This is a genomic window from Chloroflexota bacterium (genome assembly GCA_009840355.1).
GTDB lineage: Bacteria > Chloroflexota > Dehalococcoidia > Lucifugimonadales > JADFKI01 > Bin90.
The window spans coordinates 23228-43111 of sequence record VXNZ01000037.1 but is presented as its reverse complement, the minus strand read 5'-3'; the positions used below and the strand labels follow the sequence as shown (position 1 = coordinate 43111).

Sequence of the window (19884 nt, the reverse complement as noted above, 5' to 3'; positions counted from 1 at the left end):
CGACGAACTACAAACCACGATAAAGGACAGTGAATTGAAATTCGGCTTGTTTTTGGAATGGCCCAACCCGACGCTGCGCAATTGGAAGACGCTCTTTGAGGAGGGCGTGCAGCAGGTGCAGTACTCGGAGGAGATGGGCTTCGACTACTGCCTCATTGCCGAGCACCACTTCACGAATTACGGCAACTCGCCCGCGCCACTGATGCAGGCGCTCTACATTGGGCAGCGCACGCGGCGCATCAAAGTCGGCACCGCGTCCGTTATCCTGCCCGTGTGGCAGCCGCTGCGCCTCGCCGAAGAGATCGCCGTGCTCGACAATCTCATCGACGGCAGGCTTATGTGCGGCATCGGCAGGGGCTATCAGGGTTACGAGATGGCAGGCTTCGGCAGTGAGCTCGGTGAGTCGCGTACTAAGTTCCAAGAGACATTCGAGGTGCTGCTGAAGGCGTGGACATCGGACGAATCGTTCACATACGACGGTGAGTATGTCCGCATCGAAAATCCGATAACCGTGTTCCCCAAGCCGATGCAAAAACCGCACCCGCCGCTGTGGATTTCCGGCACGAGCGTGGAATCCATGCAGCTCGCAGCGCAGCACGACATGTTGCCATTATCGTCGAGCAACCTAGGCATGGATGGCGTGAAACGGCAGCTCGGCTCGTATTTGCAGGCTCGCAAGGCGGCGGGAAAGCCGCTCGGAATTGCAGCAGATGGCAGCACATCGCTCGCCCTGCAATGCATGACGCATGTCGCGCCGACTGACGAAGAGGCGCTCGAGGCGCTGCCCTATGTGCGCTGGCAGACTCGCGCCCAGCGCGGCTTAAACCGCCACGATGTGACGAACGGCAAGGCGGACGCAAGCCCATTCGACGGCGAGCTAGACGATGATGCGTTCTTGGACAGGCTGTATTTCGGCAGCCCTGAGACGGTCATCGAGAAGTTCCGCCGCGCCGCGGACGCAGGAGCGACGCACATCAGCAATTGGATGATGTTCGGCGGCATCGAGCACGAAAAGCTGATGCGCTCCGTCCGCCTGATGGGCGAAGAAGTGCTACCCGCCCTGCGAGACTACCATCCGCCTGTCACCCTCTACGCCGAGCTCCTAGAGCAGCCACCCATAACCACCGAAGAACTACAACGCGCCCGCTTTGCCCCCGGCAGCACACAGAGGTAGAGTCCCGTCCCTCTCAAGGCGAAGGTAAGAGCCTGCCCTCGCGAAAGCGGGGGATGGGGACAGGACTGCATAACTGGATGGATGATGTAATTATGTTAAAAGTCGGCACAATAGCCCCAGACTTCACTCTGACACTAGACTCCGGCGACACCTTCATCTTGTCCGAACATCGCGGTCAAAATGTCGTGATATTCTTCTTCCCGCGCGCAGGCACACGCGGCTGAAGCATAGAAGCCGCGGAGTTCCGCGACAGCCACGACAACATCGCGCAATCCGATGCCGTCGTCCTAGGCATCAGCACGGACACGTCCGCCGCGCTCGACGCCTTCGCACGCGAACTCGGCTTGCCATATAGCCTGGCGTCTGACCGTACCGGCGAAGTACGCCGCCTCTACGACGTCCAACGCCGCTTTGGGCTAGGCACATCCCGCGTAACCTATGTCATAGACTCTTCTGGCAAAATCCAAAGCGCCCACCACAACGAATTCGCCATAAAAAGCCACGCCCACCACTCGATTGAGATATTGCAGGCGCTGCGCGACGCCTAGCCGCACGCTCATCAAGATAGAAGGCACGGGATGCAAACTGACAGGCTGCATGATAAACGGGATGAACAATATAGATCAAAGCCAATCTCATCCCGTCATATCCTGTACATCAAGGGCTTTCGGCTATTGTGTTCCTCCGCTATGTTATTTCTCGCTTCGATAAATCTGAAATCGCTGACTATGGGCTGTCTTGCTCACACAGCGATTTTAGACCCTTCACTTCATTCAGAGTGCCATCGAAAGCCCCTGTCCTGTGCATAGATTTAAGTGCCCTGTGTGCTAAAATGTGAGGCAAATACCCGCTAGGAGATTTGCGATGACAATTGGCGAACTGAACGATACCGCACGCGCGCTTGTCGCGCCTGCCAAGGGCATTCTCGCCGCAGACGAGAGCACCAACACCATCAAGCGCCGGTTCGACTCCATCAATGTCGAATCCACCGAGCAGAGCCGCCGCGACTACCGCGAGATGCTGTTCCGCACGCCGGGAGCGAACGAGTACATCAGCGGCGTCATTCTGTACGACGAAACGCTGCGACAGCGCGGCGCGGACGGCACGCCTATAGTGGACGTCCTGCAAGAGCAGGGCGTCATACCCGGCATAAAGGTTGACCGCAGCACCAATCCGCTCGCCAACACCGAGGGCGAACTCATTACCGACGGCTTGGACGGCTTGCGCGACCGACTCGCCGAGTACTACGAAATCGGCGCGCGCTTTACAAAGTGGCGCGCGGTCATCACCATCGGCAACAACATCCCCAGCCAATACTGCATCGACGCCAACGCGCACCTGCTCGGGCGGTTCGCCGCGCTCAGCCAAGAAGCCGGGCTTGTGCCCATCGTCGAGCCGGAGACGCTGATGGACGGCGAGCATAGCATCGAACGCTGCCACGACGTTACGCTGAACGCGCTGCACGCACTATACGACCAGCTCGCGCGGCAGCGTGTCGATTTGCGCGGCACATTGCTGAAGCCGAACATGGTCCTGTCCGGCAAGGACGCCGACGACCGCGCGAACGCCCAAGAAGTCGCGGAGCGCACTCTGGACTGCCTTATGCGCGAAGTGCCGGCTGCCGTGCCCGGCATCGTCTTCCTGAGCGGCGGGCAGAGCGACGACGAAGCCACCGAAAATCTCGACGCCATAAACCGCGCCGCAGCCGGCATGAACACGCCGTGGGAACTCAGCTTCTCATACGGACGCGGCTTGCAGGCGGCGCCGTTGCAGGCGTGGGGCGGCAGCGCGGCGAACACGGAGGCGGCGCAGCAAGAATACTACCGCCGCGCGATGCTAACCAGCGCAGCAAGGCAAGGCAAGTACACGCCCGACATGGGAAGCTAGCCCGATGCCCAAGTTCGACCCGTCCGATGCCGCAGCCCGCATAGCCGCCGACATAGACGCGCTGCCAAGCAAGACGACCGCAGCCGTGCGCAAAGTTCGCCACGAACATAGCCGCGCGCTGAAGACGGTGGACGCTGCGGTTGTCATTGATGTCACACGCACGCTATTGGCGCGAGACGATCGTGCGGATGCCGTTGCGGATGTCAGCGCAAACGGTGCAGCGGGCAGTACGACGCATGTTGTGCGAACAGACTTGAGCGGCAGGCGGAGGTGGATTGCTTATGAACTCATCCGCAACCACAAAGCCGCGTTCGAGAGCGTTGACGATGCGCTGCTTAATGAAATTGGCGCAGGCATTGACACATGGGACAGCGTTGACGCATTCGCGCGCACTCTGGCAGGACCGGCTTGGCTGCAGGGCTTGGCGAGCGATGCGTTGATATGCGAATGGTCGCTGTCCAATGACCTTTGGTGGCGCCGCGCCGCGCTCGTGTGCACGGTCGCGCTAAATATGCGCTCGCACGGCGGCACGGGCGATACGGGACGCACGCTTGCGATATGCAAGACGCTCGCCGCAGACCATGAAGATATGGTGGTAAAGGCGCTGTCGTGGGCGTTGCGCGAACTGGTGTGGCACGATGCAGCCGCCGTCCAAGCGTTCTTGGACACACACGCTGACCGCCTCGCCGCCCGCGTGAAGCGTGAAGTGCGCAACAAACTTAGAACAGGATTGAAGAACCCACGACGATGACCACGGACAAACTGCTAATCGCCACACACAACAAAGGCAAGCTCGCCGAACTGCGAAAGCTGCTGCGAGACGTGCCGTTAGAACTGCTTTCGCTCACGGATGTGGGCATAGACTTGGATGTTGACGAGACAGGTGATACGCTGGAGAAGAACGCCGTGCTGAAGGCGACCACCTACGCGCGGCTCGCCGGCATTCGCACGCTCGCGGACGACTCAGGCTTGGAAGTGGACGCGCTGGGCGGCGCTCCCGGCGTGCACTCCGCGCGATACGCAGGACCCGGCGCGACCGATGCCGACCGCATAGCGAAGATGCTCAGCAATCTTGCTGTGCATCCGCAGCCGTGGACAGCGAGATTCCGTTGTGTCATAGCAATCGCCACGCCGGACGGCGATGTCGAATTGCATGATGGCGCGTGCGAGGGCGTCATCATATCGACCCCGCGCGGCGAAAACGGCTTCGGCTACGACCCGGCGTTCTTGCTGCTGGAGCAAAATCGCACAATGTCGGAGCTGTCAGATTCCGAAAAGAACGCCGTCAGCCACAGAGGGATTGCCGCGCGCAAGGTTGCAATGGCATTGAATTAGCATGGATGCGCAGGATAAGACGGGCTTGCGGGCGTAGGGTATAATGTCATTATGACCACTATTACTGACACCCATACTGACACACAGACAATTGCCGTGCTGGACAAGTTCCGGCGGCCCCTGCGCGATTTGCGGATCTCGGTTACCGACCGATGCAACTTTCGATGCACATACTGCATGCCGGCTGAGATATTCGGCGAACGCTACGAATTTCTGCCGCGCGCGGACTTGCTGAGTTTCGAGGAGATAGCGCGGCTGACGCGAATCTTCGTGAGTCTTGGCGTTGTCAAGGTGCGACTGACCGGCGGCGAACCGCTCGTGCGCGCCGAGATAGAGAAGCTCGTTGCGATGCTGGCGAACATCGATGGCATCGGCGACCTGACGATGACCACCAACGCCTACCTGCTGCCGCAAAAGGCGACCGCGCTGCGCAACGCGGGCTTGCACCGGCTCAGTGTGAGCCTCGACACGCTGGATGACGCGATATTCCGCGAGATGAACGGTCGCGGATTCGGTGTGGCGCGCGTACTGGAAGGAATCGCCGCGGCAGAGGACGCCGGCTTCCGTCCCATCAAGGTTAACGCCGTAGTGCAAAAGGGAGTCAATGACCACACCTTGGTGGACCTGGCGCGCTACTTCCGAGAGCATGGCCACATCATGCGCTTCATTGAGTACATGGATGTGGGCAACCTCAATGGCTGGCGTCTCGACGATGTGGTGTCCGCAGAAGAGATTGTCGCGCGCATAGACGCCGAGATGCCGCTCGAACCGGCAGAGCGCAACTATCGTGGCGAGGTCGCCAATCGCTACCGATACAAGGACGGCGGCGGCGAAATCGGCGTAATTGCCTCAGTAACGCAACCCTTCTGCGGAGATTGCACTCGCCTGCGCCTTTCGCCCGAGGGCACGCTCTTCACATGCCTGTTCGGCGTCAACGGCACGGACCTGCGAACTCCCATGCGTGATGGCGCGGATGACGCCGAACTCACCAACATCATTCGTGGCACATGGAGCGTCCGCACCGACCGCTACTCCGAAGAGCGCTCCTCCATGACCGACGAACTCAGAACCCTCCGCAAGAAAGTCGAGATGTACCACATCGGCGGATAGTGGTCACATCCAGCGATTCTATGTCAGACAGAGTTGTCATCTATACGGACGGCGCATGCTCCGGCAATCCGGGGCCCGGCGGCTATGGCGCCGTACTGCAATACGGCGACAGTAGCAAGGAACTCAGCAGAGGATTTCGCAAGACCACAAACAACCGCATGGAGTTGCTTGCCGTCATCGAAGGATTGAAGGCGCTCAAGCGTCCCTGCGAAGTGACCGTATTCAGCGATTCCAAGTACATCGTGGACGCTGTGAATAAGGGCTGGGCGCGACGCTGGCAGGCGAATGGCTGGAAGCGCAACAAGAGGGAAAGGGCGCTCAACCCCGACCTATGGGCGCAATTACTGGACTTGTTGAACACGCACGATGTAAACCTGCAATGGGTAAAAGGGCACGCCGGCAACCCCGGCAACGAGCGCGCCGATGCCCTAGCCGTAGCCGCGTCGCGCGGGGATGTCTTGCCTATAGATACGGGCTACGAGTCAGGGAGTTAAGACAATGACCGAACGACGCCTAACCCACATTGACCAAAGCGGCAACGCGAGTATGGTTGATGTGAGCGCCAAGCCGGACACCGAGCGCATCGCGATCGCTGCAGGCAGCGTGGTGATGCGGCCTGAAACGCTGCGCCTCGTCGCCGACAACGCCTTCGACAAGGGCGATGTGCTTGCTGTAGCCCGAATAGCGGGCATTATGGGCGCAAAGCAGACATCGACTCTCATCCCGCTCTGCCACCCGCTTCCCCTCAGCCGCATCGCCGTCGATTTTGAATTAGACTCGGACGCCAACGCCGTGAACATCACCGCCGAGGCTAAGACCACCGGCAAAACGGGCGTCGAAATGGAAGCGCTAACCGCCGTCAGCATAGCCGCCCTGACCATCTACGACATGTGCAAAGCAGTAGATCGCGCCATGCAAATCGAATCAGTGCGCCTAATAAGAAAGAGCGGTGGGCAGAGCGGCGACTTTTACAACGAATAAGCCCGCAGCCAGTCGCTTGAAAACACGCCGTCCGGGTCGTACTCCCTCTTCTTCGCCAAGAATTCCGGGAACTGCGGGTAGCAGCGTGCAAGCTGCTGCTGCGTAGCGAACTTGTTGTATGTCAGGAAGTAGCTGCCGCCACGCTCGGTGGCTAGGTCGATTAGCGCTCGCAGCGCGTCCGCCGTCTGCGCTATGCCCGCGTCGGTGTGATCCACATGCAGGTTGAATACGACGCAGGCGTAATGCCGCCTAGCCCAATTCAGAAATGTCTCGTCGTCGCGCTCGATTAGCCGTATCGTGCCATAGATGACATTCGCCTTGCGCCGGTTCAATTCTCGCGCGGCGGCGTCCATGAAGTCCGCTAGAGACGGCAGCGGAACATACAGCTCGGTGATAGTCTCGGTGCCCTTCACCGGCGAGTTCAAGATGGCGTCCAACTCGCGGTGATAGTCGTCTATGTACTGGCTCAGCTGGAATGTGTCGCTGTCGTATGTCTGCCCGTCCGTGCTCATGTAAAAGCCTGCGTACTGCTCAAATGCGCGCGCCTTGTCCGCGTGCGACAGATACAGTAGCCCGCGCCAATCCTGTTCGCTGAGCATATTGAGCGGCTGCGGCGCGTCCAACTCCGGCTTCGGCGCATCATATTCCGGCATGGGAATGTAGCACGACATCACGCCGTCGCGCAGGAAACACGGCGATGTCTCGTCCGTCTTGTACTGGAAATCGCCGTATGTGAAGCCGTCCGCGATGCGCTGCCTGAACAGCGATTCGAGCCTGTCGATGGTCGTAATTTCCACGACGCGGCGCACTCTGTGGGCGAGCTGTAGCCGCAGCGTAACCTCGTATATCACGCCGAACAGGCCATAGCCGCCGATGGCAAGACTGAACAGCTCGGCATTCTCCGCGCGGCTGCAATGGCGCAAGCCACCGGCCGCGTCCACCACATCGAACGACTCGACATCCTGCACGATGGGCTTGTATGTCAGCCCGCGACCATGTCCATTTGCCGCCAGCGCGCCGCCGATGCTCAGCCTGTCCGCGCCAGTCTGCTTCTGCACGATGCTCCAGCGCCGTTGCTGCCCATGCTGCATATCGCGCAGTCCGCTCACGAGGTCCGACCACATGATGCCCGCTTCAACACGCAGCAATCCGCGTTCGGAATCCAGAGAGATAATGCGATTCAAGCCGCGCATATCCAACAGCGTGCCGCCATCAAGGAACTGCTGCCCGCCCATGGCATGCCGCCCGCCGGCAACACTGAGACTGCCCCCTTCATCCCGCACAGCAGCAACCACCCGCTGCAACTCCGCAGCCGACCCCGGCCTCACTACCCGCCGCATCTCCGTCTCATTCAGCTGCGAGTGAACATCATTCACTATCGGCATCGCCTATTCCTCAAAACTACCTGAACGATTCGTACCATGGATAATCGTTGCCGGAGATACGGAGGAAGAGGTTCGCACGCTATTCGCAGAGGCGGTGGAGATATGGGAAGAAGGAGAGCGGAAGGACGCAGAGCGAGCCGCGAAAACCGACGCCCATGAACGCGCCGCATCCACGTAGCCTGTGGCGCCGTCCAACCCCATTATCCTCTCCATCATGCCCATCGATGTCAGTCCACTCATGCTATACCGCGCAGTTGCTTTTGGGTGACGAAAATGCCGGCGGTTACGGCTACTAATCCTATGCCCATCATACCGACTACGGCTTGGCCGCCCAGATAGTCGATCATCAAGCCGGCCGGGAATGTGCCTAGCGGCATGAAGCCGAAGTTCAGCATGAAAATGCTCATCACGCGGCCGCGATATTCGTTGTCGGACAGTTCGATTAGCAGTGCCTGATTCAGCGACATCCGCCCTGCGTCTCCGATGCCCAGGATTACCATTATGACGGTGGCGGCGTAGTATATCGGGATAGCTGCGACCAGCAGCAACCCGATGCCCGACAGCAGGCTGGATAATATCAGAAGCATGCCGCGGTTCTTCCTGCCGATGGCGGCGACATACATCGCGCCCGCCATCGCGCCGAAGCCCATTATAGCCGTCAGCAGACCCATCGAGTCCGCTTGCTGCTTGTAAATGTCCACCACGAACACGGGCAGAATGAAGCGGAACGGCATCGCCAATATCGTCGTTAACAGCCCGACTATCAGAAGCACGACCAGAATCCGCCGCTGCGATATATACGCTATACCGTCCCAAATGTCGCGCACCATCGCCGTCTGCTTTTTAGGCGCGGTATCGCGCGGCGTGTTGATGAGGCTCGTCAGCACGACCGCGATGAAGCTGAGCGCGGCGATGACATAGTACAGGTTCCACGCGCCTGCCCAGTCGTATAGGAAGCCCGCTCCGGCCGGCGCCGCCATGGACATCGCGCTCATGCCCGCGGCGTTCAGCGCCATCGCGTTCGTCAGGCGGTTCTGCCCGACGAGCTGCGGGATGATTGCCTGTCGCGCGGGCATCATGAACGAGAACAGCGCGCCTTGCACCATCGACGAAATCATCAGGTGCTGCCACGCGATAACCTCGGTGTCTATCATCACGCCGAGCACGAGCGCCAGCAGCGCCGCCACAAGCTGCGCGCCCTGAATCAGAAGTTTGCGGTCGATCTTGTCCGCGAGCGCGCCGCCGAACAGCGGCACCGTGAGCAGCGGCACGGCGATGCCCAGGTTGATGATGCCGAGTATGGTGCCGCTGCCGGTGATTTCGTAGGCGAGGTAGCCCTGCGCGAGCATCTGCATCTGCGTGCCCGCCATCAGGAAAAGCATGCCCACCCAGAGCAGCGCGAAGTTGAAGTTGCCGAGAGACTCGAATGTGCGCCGGAAACCTGCCGAAAACGCCTGTGTTCGCGGCGTTACGGCGGGACGCCTGATTGCAATCATGTAATGCCGGCCTAGGAAGGCTACGGACGAGGATGACGCAGCGCGCCGCCCTCGTCCGTGCCATCGGTCTGGTTCGAGTTATTCTTCGACTTCTTCGTCTTCTTCACCCTCTTCCATCTCTTCGTCTTCGAGCTCGTCAATGCCGAAGTCTTCCGCTTCGACGCGTGGCGCGGCGACTCTGGCAACGAACTCGTCGCTATCGGTGAGGATCGCAACATTATCGCCGACCGAGATATCGCTGACGACGATGGATTTGTCGAAGTCGTCCAAGCCGCTGATGTCCGCCTCGATGGACACGGGTATGTCCATCGGCAGTGCCTCAACAAGCAGGCTGGTGAGCGATTGCAGCAACGTGCCGCCTTGCTGAGTAGCAGGCGCGCTGCCCACGAGCGTGATGGGCACTTCCGCGCTGATGGTCTGCGTAACATCCACGCGCATAAAGTCGATATGCAGCAGGTCTTCGGTTACGGGGTGTCGCTGCACCTCGCGCACGAAGCAGATATTCTCTTGGTCAGAGCCTTCGACCTCGATGGACACGGGGACGTTCGTGCCCACTTGCGGCAACAGGCGGCGAAGTTCGCCGGCCGTGCCTTGCAGCGACTGAGCATCAATGCCGCTGCCGTACATATGCACAGGCAATATGCCCTGCCTGCGCAGCTGCTTGACCTTCTTGCCCGTCACAGTACGCTGCGACAGGCTTAGGGAATGCACATCCATCATTTTGCGGTGCTCCTGTGTGTGTTTGGTGTGTCAGTATTTCAGCTGTTCGGTAAGTCAGTGCTGGCGGTATCGCCTAGTCTTGTGGTCGGCTGTGTCCGTTCAATTCGTAATCGTTGATGAGGTCAACCATGCGTTGGACATAGTTGCGGACAACGGGACGGTCAATAGCCATTTGATAGTCTTCTAGGTCGCCATGATGAAAGTGAACATGAAACCTTTCGGCGATGCCGAACCCTGAAACAAGCGATTCGTCGTCGTACTCAGCTGCGAGCCGCTGTGTGGCGTTCTTATTGGCTCGGTGCGAGCGGTATCCCCATCCGCGCTGCTTGGACGCGGCTATGATGGCTTGTGTCGCCGCGCCATATAGCTTCTCCGCGCCTTGCCGATCGTCTCCGCTGTCGAACTCAGCGTCCGACTGCGCCAGGAACTTGAGCGCCTGCGCCGTGTAGTCTTCCACGCTTCGTCCGTCGTTTGTGGTCATTGAGAACCGCACTTCATCTTGTTAGACATAAGGCTATCGTCAATTCGATTCATGCCCATCATAACTGCTCTCCAAGATGTTCCCATAAGCGGAATGGAGAACGGGGAGATAAACGGCAAATTCCTCTACATCAACGACATCCAATTGTAGCACAGACAGGGCATTTGCTGCCGAAAATCGCCGTCTCGCAGGCGTTCGGAATGACAAGATACTTGGGTGATTGTATAAGTGTCTCTCTACATCACACGATACGGCGCCAGCGCTGCGAAGTTAGGAGTGAAGCCGAAGCCGGGGCGGTCGGGCGCTTGCACATGACCCTCTGCGACTTCGAGTTGCTCTTCGAAGACTTTGCCGTGCATCGGGTCGAACGCGCCCGCATAGTATTCCAGTATCAGCCCGTTCGGTATCGCCGATACCAGGTGGATGTGAACTTCCTGCTTGCCATGCGGCGCGATGGGTAGGTCGTGCGCGGAAGCCAATGCCGCGACTTTCATGAACTCGCTCACGCCGCCCATTATCAGCGCATCCGGCTGTATTATCGCGGCGCAGCGGTTATTGATAAGGTCGCGGAATCCGTATCGCGTGTACTCGTTCTCGCCGGTCGCAACCGGGATGGATGTTGAGCGGCTGATGAGCCGATGACCTTCGTAGTCGTCCGGGTTCACCGGCTCCTCGAACCAGAAGACATCGTAGCGTTCCGCCTTACGCGCCAGTTCAATTGCTTCATAGTAGCGATACGCGCAGTTGGCGTCCATCAGCACCTTCACATCAGGTCCGACAGCCTCGCGCACCGTGCGGATGCGCTCCACATCTTCGTTGATGGGAGCGCCGCCTATCTTCATCTTCACCGCGTTCGAACCCATCTCGACGGCGGTCTCCATCTCGGCTGCGAGTTCGCGCAAACCTTTCCCTTCTTCGTAGTATCCGCCCGCGATATAGACGGGTATGCGGTCGGTAAAGCCGCCGAGCAACTTGTGCACGGGCGTGCCGGTCGCCTTGCCCTTGATGTCCCAGAGCGCGATGTCGATGCCGCTGATGGCTCGCGTGGACACCCCGCGTCTGCCGACGAGCTTAGGCTGCCACATCTCGTCCCAAATACGCTCGTTGTCGAACGGGTCCTTGCCGATGACGAACTGCTTCATATTGTCGAACACGCCCATCGTCATCTCGTCGGTAACATGCTCGCCGCCCATATATCCGTACCCGGTGAGGCCCGCGTCCGTCTCAATCTTGATAAGATTAAGCGCGACGGTCGGGTAAGTGTACATCCCATTGCGAATAGGCACAGGCCTGTCCCAGCGGTAAATCTCCATAGAGGCATCAGTAATTTTCATATCGTTCTCCTTCGTAATTATTCTGAAACGGTAATGCGCGCGTAATCCATCTATCTTATAGCGTTTCAATTGGAAATGCGCGTCAGCCCGAGGAACACGAGGAATTAGGCAGGATGAGCCGCTATCCGGTCATCTTGCCCATCCCGCCCATCCTGTATGTCGACGTTTGCCCGCGCCGCCAATTTCTTGCTTACAGCATTATCGTCTGCTATATTATCGTTACCTCTGGCGGGCCGGACCCAACGGCTTGCAAGCGCAGGTGGGGCTGTAGCTCATCTGGGAGAGCGCTTCAATGGCATTGAAGAGGTAAGGGGTTCGAGTCCCCTCAGCTCCACCATCAGAACGGACATGAACCGCATAGTAGACGGGGAAACGACGACTTGCTCAAAGAGCTGAAACTTGTGGCAGAGCAGTTCAAACTCATGGGAGAACTGCTCTATCTGTACACCCTGAAGTTTTTCCTAGTCATCGCAAGAGACCTGCTCGGCGGAATCGTCGCCATCGGCTATGCCAGGTCGGTGATGATATTTCTGATTGCTACGACAATCCTCGTATGGTACCTGACTCTTCTGACAAATTGATAGGAAGTGACTTCTTATCACATTCCTGAGCTTCCCGCATAACTGTCCTCATCACTTACGAGGGATGCCGATTAACCTAGAAGACCGGCAAGAGTTGAGATAGCAACGCTGCGGGAGCGCCTCACCGTGGACTTAGATGCATCCAGTCTCCGGCACAGGGCGTCGCGCGCCTGTTGACCAGGGCCAGCCGGGGTGGCCTCAACGTCATTCGACGATGTGGGGCAGGCTTGTGATCTCATTTCGAGGGAGATTCCGAACTGCAGCCCCTCGGGCCGCCGTTGTACCTAGAGGCTGGGTCCTCTGGCGCCTAAGCGAAAGTACCGAAGCAGGTTGCCGAACTACTTGCTGCGGGTCCTCTTGCGTTTAAGTGCTGGGCAGCCAATCCGCGCCGGAACGGTGAACCTACAGTGTAATTTCCCACGGCTATTTCTGACATATCGAAGTTAGCTCTAGGAACGCCCGCCACACTGTCCGCGCTGCACCCCAGGAACTAGCCGGAGCAGGCAGGGTCCCTCCACTACCTGCTCCTTTGCGCTCTTAGGCGCGTGATTATCTGGCTAGCCCCGTCATTCGCAGGTCTGCACTCCGCCCGGCTTGTCGGACACCGTGTCCAGCCAGTCGCTGAACGCCTCGGTGTTCGGGGCGCAGAGGCCCGTGTTCGCGATGGCAAGCCGTTGCAGGTTCGCCAGGTTCACGAACCCTGACGGCAGCGCGCCGCTCAAGCCCGTGTTGTCGTGCAGCGACAGCCGGGTGAGCGGCAGGCTACCCAACCCGGACGGGAGCGATCCGCTCAGGTTGTTTCTCGCCAGTCCGATGATGCTCAGGTTGGACAGGCTGCCCAGACCCGACGGTATGGCCCCGGTGAGGCTGTTGCGATTCAGCGCAAGGCGGGTGAGGTTCGACAGGTTGCCCAGTTCGGCGGGCAGGCTGCCGACCAGGTTGTTCTCGTCCAGCGCCAACTGGGTCACCTGCCCCTGGCCGTTGACGGTTACGCCGTGCCACTGGTCCAGGGACCGGTTGCTCAGCCAGTTAGTGTTGTTCGTCCAGTCGCTGCCGCCGGTGTAGAAGTAGAAGTCCCGCAGGACCTCGCGCTCGCTGTCGTCGTCGGCTACGCTGACGGCCACGGAGTCCACGGGGATGCCGTCGTACTCGTCGGCGCCGCTGGCCGCGTGGCTGATGACGGCCGAGTCGTCCACCCGGTCGTCGTCCTCGCTGACGCTGACCGTTACTGCCTGCGCCGTCTGCTAGTTGTCCGTGGTAAAGGTGAGGCTGGCCGGCTCCACCTTCACGTCGGGATTGTCGCTGGACACCACGATGACCACGTTCTCCGTAGGCTCAACGTCCAGCGTTACCGTGTAGCCAGTCGCGGGATCCCCCTCGCGGGTCGCGATGCCCGTCGTACAGGCTCACCTGGTAGTCTCCCGAGGGGAACAGGTTGCCCGCGTGGTCCTGCAACGGGCTGAGGGTGTCCACGTGATGGTAGGTCACCACCACCCGCGCCGCCCCCTCCGGCACCGGCCGCGACAGCTCCAGCAGCACCTCCGTCCAGTCGTGGCCGGTGCCGTGCCAGCCGATGGCGAGGAACACCACCTCCGTCACTTCCTTGCTGCCGTCCACCAGCACGGTGAAGGCCCCGATGTCCGGTTGTTTGAACCAGCTGATCTCCTCCCAGAACCGCAGCACTATGTCGCCGCTGGGGTCCACGGTTGACGACTCCAGCACCGGCGCCTGCGTGTCCACCACGATGTCCCAGAAGGACGGATGCACCGCCGGGTGGCCCGTGTTGCCCGCGGCATCGGTGACCGCTATCGAGCAGCCGGAGTATTCCCCGTCCGGCAACTGCGGGTAGGTGAGCCAGGTATCCGTGTCCGCCGTGGCGATTGCCGCCGGCGTTGCGTCGCCGCAGTTGCCGCCGTAAACCACGGTTCCGGGCTCCGAGGAGGAAATCACCACCTCGGGGGTGTAGTCGTTGGTGGGGCTCATCACCAGCTCTACCGGAGTCACCTCCGGCGCTATCCGGTCGATGCTGAACTGGTAGTCAACCTCGGCGGAGCGCCCGTCCTCCATGCTGGCCGCCACGGCCACCGTCACCGCGCCCTCTGGCAGGGAGTCGGCGGGTATGACGACGCTCCACTCCCCGGTCTCCGGGTCGGCGGTGGTGGTGGCAAGTACCTGGCCGTCGTAGCTCACCGAGACGCTGGCGCCCGGGGTTGCCTTGCCGGTCAGCGCGATGCCGTCCTCCGCTTCCGCAGCGTTGATGAGGGTGTCATACCCTTCTCCAATGGCCGTTTCGGTGACCGCCACCGGCTCGACCTCCACCTCGATGGTGAAGGTCAACTCGGCCGTCTCGCCGTCGTCGTCCGTGGCGGTGTAGGTGTACTCCGTCTCCGCTTGGGACTCGGTAGGCGTGCCGCTGATAGTGCGGGCCGCCGCGTCGAATGCCAAGCCCGCAGGCAGGTCGAGCGTCAGCGCGTAGGCCAGCGCCCCGTCGCCGCCTGTGGCTTCGGGTAGCGTCAGCGTGCCAACGTCCGCGTTCTCGGTGTAGCTCTGGGCATCGATGGTTGCCGCGCCGAAGACCGGCGGGTTGTTGGCGATGGCGATGGTGAAAGTCAGCGATGCCGTGTCATCGTCGGCGTCGAAGACCGGCCTGTTTTCCGCCACTATGGACGCCTCATTGGTCACCTTGTAGGTGTACTCTATGGCGTCCTGCGGCTCCGACGGCGTGCCGCTGATAGTGCGGGACGCTGCGTCGAACGAGAGGCCCGCAGGCAACTCCGGCGTCAGCGAGTAGGTCAGCGGCGCGTCGCCGCCTGTGGCTTCGGGCAGCGTCACCGTTCCAACGTCCGCGTTCTCGGTGAAGGTCTGGGCGTCTATGGTTTCCTCGCCGAAGCCCAGCCTGTTTTCCGCCACTATGGACGCCTCATTGCTGCGACGGGCTTCCCCACCGTTCAGCAACAGGACTACCTGATAAGCGTATTCCTTCTTGTCGGTCAGGCCTGAGTCGGTGTAGGAACGGGAACTGCCGTCATAGTCCGTAACCGCCGCGCCGTCCCGGTAAAGAGCGTAGGAAACCTCCGGAGTCTTCGTCCATGCTGATTCCGTTATGTCCGGCCAACTTAGCAAAGCTTTCCAATCGTTGGAGGCCATTGCGCTCAAGGGCAGCAGCTTGCGGACCTGGTAGCCGAACTCCTGCCAGGTGGGGGTCTCGTCGCCGTTGAAGTCCGCCTTCAGGGCCGGATACTGGGACGCCGTGCCAAAGTCCCACGGGCTGTCGGGCTGGGAGTCGCCGTCCAGGTCCAGGTTCCAGCCGGAGTAGATGCCGGCGTAGCCGGTGGGGGGCATCAGCTCAGAGGTGGTCTTGCCCTCGGCGCCGGCGGTGGCGGTCTCAGTACCGTCGATGGCCCCGCTGTTGTCGGCGTCGTCGTTGCCCACGGCAACCGCTAGCCCGGAGGTCTGGGTGTCGAAGTAGCTGGCGCTGATCGTTCCACTGTTCCGTCCGGCTAGGCCGCCCACGTTGTTGCGAGTGCCGCTGACCGTTCCCGTGGCGTAGCTGGCGCTGATCGTTCCACTGTTCCGTCCGGCTAGGCCGCCCACTTGGAGAGTGCCACCGACCGTTCCCGTGGCGTAGCTGGCGCTGATCGTTCCAAGGTCGTTGTCTCCGGCCAGGCCGCCCACGTTGTTGCCAGTGCCGCTGACCGTTCCCGTGGCGTAGCTGGCGCTGATCGTTCCACCAAAGGAGTTCCATCCGACCAGGCCGCCCGGGTAGCCAGTGCCGCTGACCGTACCCGTGGCGTAGCTGGCGCTGATCGTTCCACTGTTCCGTCCGGCTAGGCCGCCCACTTGGAGAGTGCCGCTGACCGAACCCGTAGCGTAGCTGGCGCTGATGGTTCCACTGTTGTTGTATCCGGCCAGGCCGCCCACCGCGAAAGCTCCCGTAACGGATACGCCGGTCAGCCCCAGGTTCCGCACCTTGCCGCTGCTGCCAACTATGCCGAACAGGCCCACATAATCTCTGGTGGAGCGGTTGATGAACAGGTTGGCGATGGTGTGGCCGCCTCCATCGAAGACGCCGGTGAATCGGGAGTAGTTGCTGCCGATAGGCTGCCAACCCTTGCCTCTGTCGTAGTAGGCGTCGTCGGTGCGGTCGCCGGCCGTGCCGGTGTCAAAGTCCAGGTCCGCCGTCAGCTCGTAGCCGGTGCAGGTGGCGCCGCTGGGGCAGACCGAGCCGCCGTCGGCAACCGGGAAGGCGGCGGCGTAGGCTGTGTTGCTCGACGCGCCGTTGCCGTCCAGGTCGTAGCGGACGGCGTCCAGTTGCGTCAGGCTGCCTATCTCGATCAGGCCGTCGCCGTCGGCGTCGTAGTTGGACGGGTTGGTTGACGTCTGGGCCGCCGCCGGCGCGGGCAGGGCCGCCAGTCCGGCGGCAAGCAGGCCCAGGAGGAGAGCCGCCACTAGCGGCAGGGGCCTTCGCAAGAAGCTCACCCTCCTGATTTTCAGGGGTACAAATGGGCTGAATGGCAGGTTCCTTCTGTTCATCTTCATCCTTCTCTATTCCTAGTGTTCAGAGCACGGGCGGCGTTCCTAGTGGCTCCAATGCCAACGGCGACGCCCCTTCCGGTTGCGCCCGCTTGAAAATCAAGCGTTGGCCTCCACTGTTACAAACCGCCGAGGTACTGTACCACCATTCGCGCAATCTATATGTTATATTATGTTTCATTTGCATTACTTCTTATGACTTTTCCGAGATTGCGCCATAATTGCCCCCGATAGCTCGAAAATCTGAGGGCAGAGACGATGGACGTTCCGCACCTACGGAGGTGACCGCTTGAACACAGAAGACCACCGAGATGCGGAGAATGCAGCGCTGCGGGAGCGCCTCTCCCGCCTGAGCCAGGCAAGCCTGCGCATCACCGAGGACCTGGACCTGGACGCCGTGCTGCAACGGGTGGTGGACGGCGCGCGCCTGCTCACCGGGGCAAGTCGGGGAGGCCTCACAGTCATAGACGACGCGGGGCAGTTCCAGGCCTTCTTCACCTCGGCCTGACCGAGGAGGCACACCGGAACTTCACGAACCTGCCCGGAGGACCGGAGCTGTTCACCTATCTGAGCGGCCTACCCTCTGTCAGTGCCGCCGGAGCAGCAGGTAGGCGAACATGGCGGCGCCCCCCAGTGCCACCAGTGCCAGTATGATGAGCAGAGTGAGCCGCTGGCGGGGATCAGTCACCAAGCTGGCCAGGGCATCCCTGACGCGGGAGGAGAACGCGCTGTCAACCGACGGGGCGCCGGGGGCATCCAATAGCACTGCAGCCAGGGTGGGCGTCCCCGTGGCGGTGGGCGAGGGTTCCGGCGGCGCCGTCGGTATGGGCGTCGCCGTGGACGTCGGCGTGGGCGCGGGGGCGGAGTCCTGGCGCGATACGGGCGCGTCTGTCGGCTCGGGGGTGGGTGTTGCCGTAGGCGTGGGTGATGTCGTAGGCGTCGGTGTTGGTGTCGGCGTGGACGTCGGCGTTGCCGTAGGTGGCGGTGTTGGCGACGACATCGGCTCCGGGGCGGAGTCCTGGCGCGATACGGGCACGTCTGTCGGCTCGGGGGTGGGTGTTGTCATAGGCGTCGGTGTTGGCGTTGCCATCGGTGTTGGCGACGACGTAGGTGTCAGTGTCGGCGTTGCCGTCGGTGTTGGTGACGACGTGGGCTTCCGGTCGGACTCCCGGCGCGATACGGTCGTGGCCGTCGGATCGGGGGTGGGCGTTGCCGTAGGCGTCGCGGTTGGTGTCGGGGTAGGTGTCAGCGTGACCGTCGGTGTGGGTGTCGGCGTGGCCGTAGGCGGCGGTGTCGGTGTCAGCGTTGCCGTAGGAGTGAGTGTTGGCGACGACGTGGGTGTCGGTGTCGGCGTGGCCGTAGGTGTCGGTGTCAGCGTGGCAGTGGGCGTCGGGGTAGGTGTCAGCGTGACCGTCGGTGTCGGCGTTGGCGACGACGTAGGTGTAGGTGTCGGCGTGGCAGTGGGCGTCTGGGTAGGTGTCAGCGTGACCGTAGGGGTGGGTGTTGGCGACGGCGTAGGTGTCGGTGTCGGCGTTGCCATAGGTGTTGGTGGCGGTGTGGGCCTCGATGTCGGCGTTGCCACAGGTGTTGGTGGTGGTGTGGGCCTCGATGTCGGCTCCGGGCTGGGTACGGGCGTGGACATGGTCGTCACCGTCCCGCAGGCTATCACGCCCCGCAAATAAGGATACTCGCTGGCTTTGCCGAAGTTCCAGACGCTCGCGCTCCAGCCGGCGTAGATGCCGCCGTTGGTAGTGGGCGTTTGCAGCTCGGCGGTGGTCTTGCCGCTGCCTTCCGGCACGTCGCCCTGCCCCGCGCCGTCGGTCTGGCCCGTGGTCTCGGTGTCCCAGTAGCTGTTGGTCACCGTGCCGGTCTGCCAGCCGACGAGACCTCCGGCTGAGGTAGGGAACTGAGAGGTCACCCTGCCTGTGGCGTAGCTGTTCTCCACTCTGCCGCTGCCATTGTTCCAACCCACCAGGCCGGCTGCGTGCCCATCCCCGGTAACGCCTCCCGTGGCGTAGGTATTCCTCACCGCGCCGTAGTTGAGACCCACCAGGCCGGCGGTCCGCACAGCGGTTAACTGCTCGCCGCCGGAAGCCCGAGCGGTTGTTCCCTTCACTTCGGCTTTGGAGTAGCTCTTCTCGATGGTCCCGCGGTTGCTGCCCACCAAGCCGCCCACGTGGGCGTTGCCGGACACGCTGCCCGTGACACAGGTCCCGGTTATCGTGCCGCCGTTCCGGCCCACCAGTGCGCCCGACTCGGTGCGGGCGGATAGGTTCACGTTCACCAGACCCAGGTCGCGGATGACGGCTCCGCCGCCGATGGCACCAAACAGGCCCACGTACTTCCGGTCGCCCAGGCTGACGCGCAGGCCGGAAATGATGCGACCGTTGCCGTCGAAGATGGCGCGGTACTCCGCGGGATCGAAGAATTCCTCGTGATGCAGGTTCCCGCCGATGGGCGTCCACGAACCGGATAGGGTGATGTTGTTCAGCAGCTCGTAGCCCTTGCAGGCGCCGGAGCACATATCGCCCATAATCGGGGGGAAAGCCCGGGCGTATGCCGCCTCGTCAGCCTCATCGTCTGCCACGCCGTTGCCGTCCAGGTCGTAGCGGACGGCGTTCATCTGCTCCCGATTGGTGATTTCGATGAGGCCGTCTTTGTCCATGTCGTAGATTGGGGCCTCGCCGGAGGTGAGGACGGTGATGTTGAAGGGCAGTGTCACCACTTCATTGTCCTCGTCCGTTGCGGTGTACTGGTATTCGGTCGCCGTCTGCGGCGTGGTCGGCGTGCCGGAGAGGGTGCGCGCGCTGGCGTCGAACCGCAAGCCGTCCGGCGGGTCCGGCGTCAGCGTGTAGGTCAGCGCGCCG

Annotated in this window: 18 protein-coding genes, 1 tRNA gene and 1 pseudogene; 12 read left to right on the top strand and 8 right to left on the bottom strand. The window is 61.4% G+C overall.

Annotated elements, in window-relative coordinates; all coding sequences use genetic code 11:
- Nucleotides 1-19: 19 nt before the first annotated feature.
- The 9 genes from F4X57_10460 (at nucleotide 20) to moaC (ending at nucleotide 6487) form a co-directional block, all read left to right on the top strand.
- Nucleotides 20-1174, top strand: a complete 1155-nt coding sequence (locus F4X57_10460; protein MYC07572.1) for an LLM class flavin-dependent oxidoreductase — start codon at nucleotides 20-22, stop codon at nucleotides 1172-1174.
- Nucleotides 1175-1227: 53 nt separating this feature from the next.
- On the top strand, nucleotides 1228-1398 hold the full coding sequence (locus F4X57_10455) for a redoxin domain-containing protein (GenBank protein MYC07571.1): 171 nt from the start codon (nucleotides 1228-1230) through the stop codon (nucleotides 1396-1398).
- A gap of 3 nt (nucleotides 1399-1401) precedes the next feature.
- A complete protein-coding gene (locus tag F4X57_10450; GenBank protein MYC07570.1) occupies nucleotides 1402-1722 on the top strand; it encodes a redoxin domain-containing protein in 321 nt (106 codons plus the stop codon).
- Between the two features lie 316 nt (nucleotides 1723-2038).
- Nucleotides 2039-3061: a fructose-bisphosphate aldolase class I gene (locus tag F4X57_10445; GenBank protein ID MYC07569.1), complete on the top strand. Its 1023-nt coding sequence runs from the start codon at nucleotides 2039-2041 to the stop codon at nucleotides 3059-3061.
- 4 nt (nucleotides 3062-3065) lie between these two features.
- On the top strand, nucleotides 3066-3812 hold the full coding sequence (locus F4X57_10440) for a DNA alkylation repair protein (protein ID MYC07568.1): 747 nt from the start codon (nucleotides 3066-3068) through the stop codon (nucleotides 3810-3812).
- Complete coding sequence (gene rdgB, locus F4X57_10435; GenBank protein ID MYC07567.1) at nucleotides 3809-4396, top strand: RdgB/HAM1 family non-canonical purine NTP pyrophosphatase; 588 nt, start codon at nucleotides 3809-3811, stop codon at nucleotides 4394-4396. The genes F4X57_10440 and rdgB overlap by 4 nt, the downstream gene beginning before the upstream one ends.
- A gap of 51 nt (nucleotides 4397-4447) precedes the next feature.
- The gene (moaA, locus tag F4X57_10430) at nucleotides 4448-5506 is read left to right on the top strand and encodes a GTP 3',8-cyclase MoaA (protein ID MYC07566.1); all 1059 of its coding nucleotides are present in this window, start codon (nucleotides 4448-4450) and stop codon (nucleotides 5504-5506) included.
- A 20-nt stretch (nucleotides 5507-5526) separates the two neighbouring features.
- Entirely contained in the window at nucleotides 5527-6000 is a 474-nt protein-coding gene (gene rnhA, locus F4X57_10425; protein MYC07565.1) for a ribonuclease HI, read from the top strand.
- 4 nt (nucleotides 6001-6004) lie between these two features.
- A complete protein-coding gene (moaC, locus tag F4X57_10420; protein MYC07564.1) occupies nucleotides 6005-6487 on the top strand; it encodes a cyclic pyranopterin monophosphate synthase MoaC in 483 nt (160 codons plus the stop codon).
- Here moaC and F4X57_10415 read toward each other — a convergent pair.
- The 5 genes from F4X57_10415 to F4X57_10395 form a co-directional block, all read right to left on the bottom strand.
- Complete coding sequence (locus tag F4X57_10415; GenBank protein MYC07563.1) at nucleotides 6475-7872, bottom strand: FAD-binding oxidoreductase; 1398 nt, start codon at nucleotides 7870-7872, stop codon at nucleotides 6475-6477. The genes moaC and F4X57_10415 overlap by 13 nt on opposite strands.
- 236 nt (nucleotides 7873-8108) lie before the next feature.
- The gene (locus tag F4X57_10410; GenBank protein MYC07562.1) at nucleotides 8109-9368 is read right to left on the bottom strand and encodes an MFS transporter; all 1260 of its coding nucleotides are present in this window, start codon (nucleotides 9366-9368) and stop codon (nucleotides 8109-8111) included.
- A gap of 78 nt (nucleotides 9369-9446) precedes the next feature.
- The gene (locus F4X57_10405) at nucleotides 9447-10088 is read right to left on the bottom strand and encodes a 50S ribosomal protein L25 (GenBank protein MYC07561.1); all 642 of its coding nucleotides are present in this window, start codon (nucleotides 10086-10088) and stop codon (nucleotides 9447-9449) included.
- Between the two features lie 73 nt (nucleotides 10089-10161).
- On the bottom strand, nucleotides 10162-10569 hold the full coding sequence (locus tag F4X57_10400; GenBank protein MYC07560.1) for a hypothetical protein: 408 nt from the start codon (nucleotides 10567-10569) through the stop codon (nucleotides 10162-10164).
- A 236-nt stretch (nucleotides 10570-10805) separates the two neighbouring features.
- A complete protein-coding gene (locus tag F4X57_10395; protein ID MYC07559.1) occupies nucleotides 10806-11903 on the bottom strand; it encodes a mandelate racemase/muconate lactonizing enzyme family protein in 1098 nt (365 codons plus the stop codon).
- A 261-nt stretch (nucleotides 11904-12164) separates the two neighbouring features.
- Here F4X57_10395 and F4X57_10390 point away from each other — a divergent pair.
- Nucleotides 12165-12240: transfer RNA gene (locus tag F4X57_10390), tRNA-Ala, on the top strand.
- A 64-nt stretch (nucleotides 12241-12304) separates the two neighbouring features.
- Nucleotides 12305-12484 carry a hypothetical protein gene (locus F4X57_10385; GenBank protein MYC07558.1) on the top strand — a complete coding sequence of 60 codons (180 nt, stop codon included), beginning with the start codon at nucleotides 12305-12307 and terminating at the stop codon, nucleotides 12482-12484.
- A gap of 566 nt (nucleotides 12485-13050) precedes the next feature.
- Here the strand turns inward: F4X57_10385 and F4X57_10380 are convergent.
- Together F4X57_10380 and F4X57_10375 are read right to left on the bottom strand one after the other, a co-directional pair.
- On the bottom strand, nucleotides 13051-13680 hold the full coding sequence (locus F4X57_10380; protein ID MYC07557.1) for a hypothetical protein: 630 nt from the start codon (nucleotides 13678-13680) through the stop codon (nucleotides 13051-13053).
- 139 nt (nucleotides 13681-13819) lie between these two features.
- Nucleotides 13820-16954, bottom strand: a complete 3135-nt coding sequence (locus tag F4X57_10375; GenBank protein ID MYC07556.1) for a hypothetical protein — start codon at nucleotides 16952-16954, stop codon at nucleotides 13820-13822.
- Between the two features lie 352 nt (nucleotides 16955-17306).
- Between F4X57_10375 and F4X57_10370 the strand changes: the two genes are divergently transcribed.
- Nucleotides 17307-17525, top strand: a complete 219-nt coding sequence (locus F4X57_10370; GenBank protein ID MYC07555.1) for a hypothetical protein — start codon at nucleotides 17307-17309, stop codon at nucleotides 17523-17525.
- Between the two features lie 369 nt (nucleotides 17526-17894).
- On the opposite strand, the pseudogene F4X57_10365 reads toward F4X57_10370, so the two are convergent.
- A pseudogene (locus tag F4X57_10365) lies at nucleotides 17895-18578 on the bottom strand (type VI secretion system tip protein VgrG).
- Between the last annotated feature and the right edge of the window lie 1306 nt (nucleotides 18579-19884).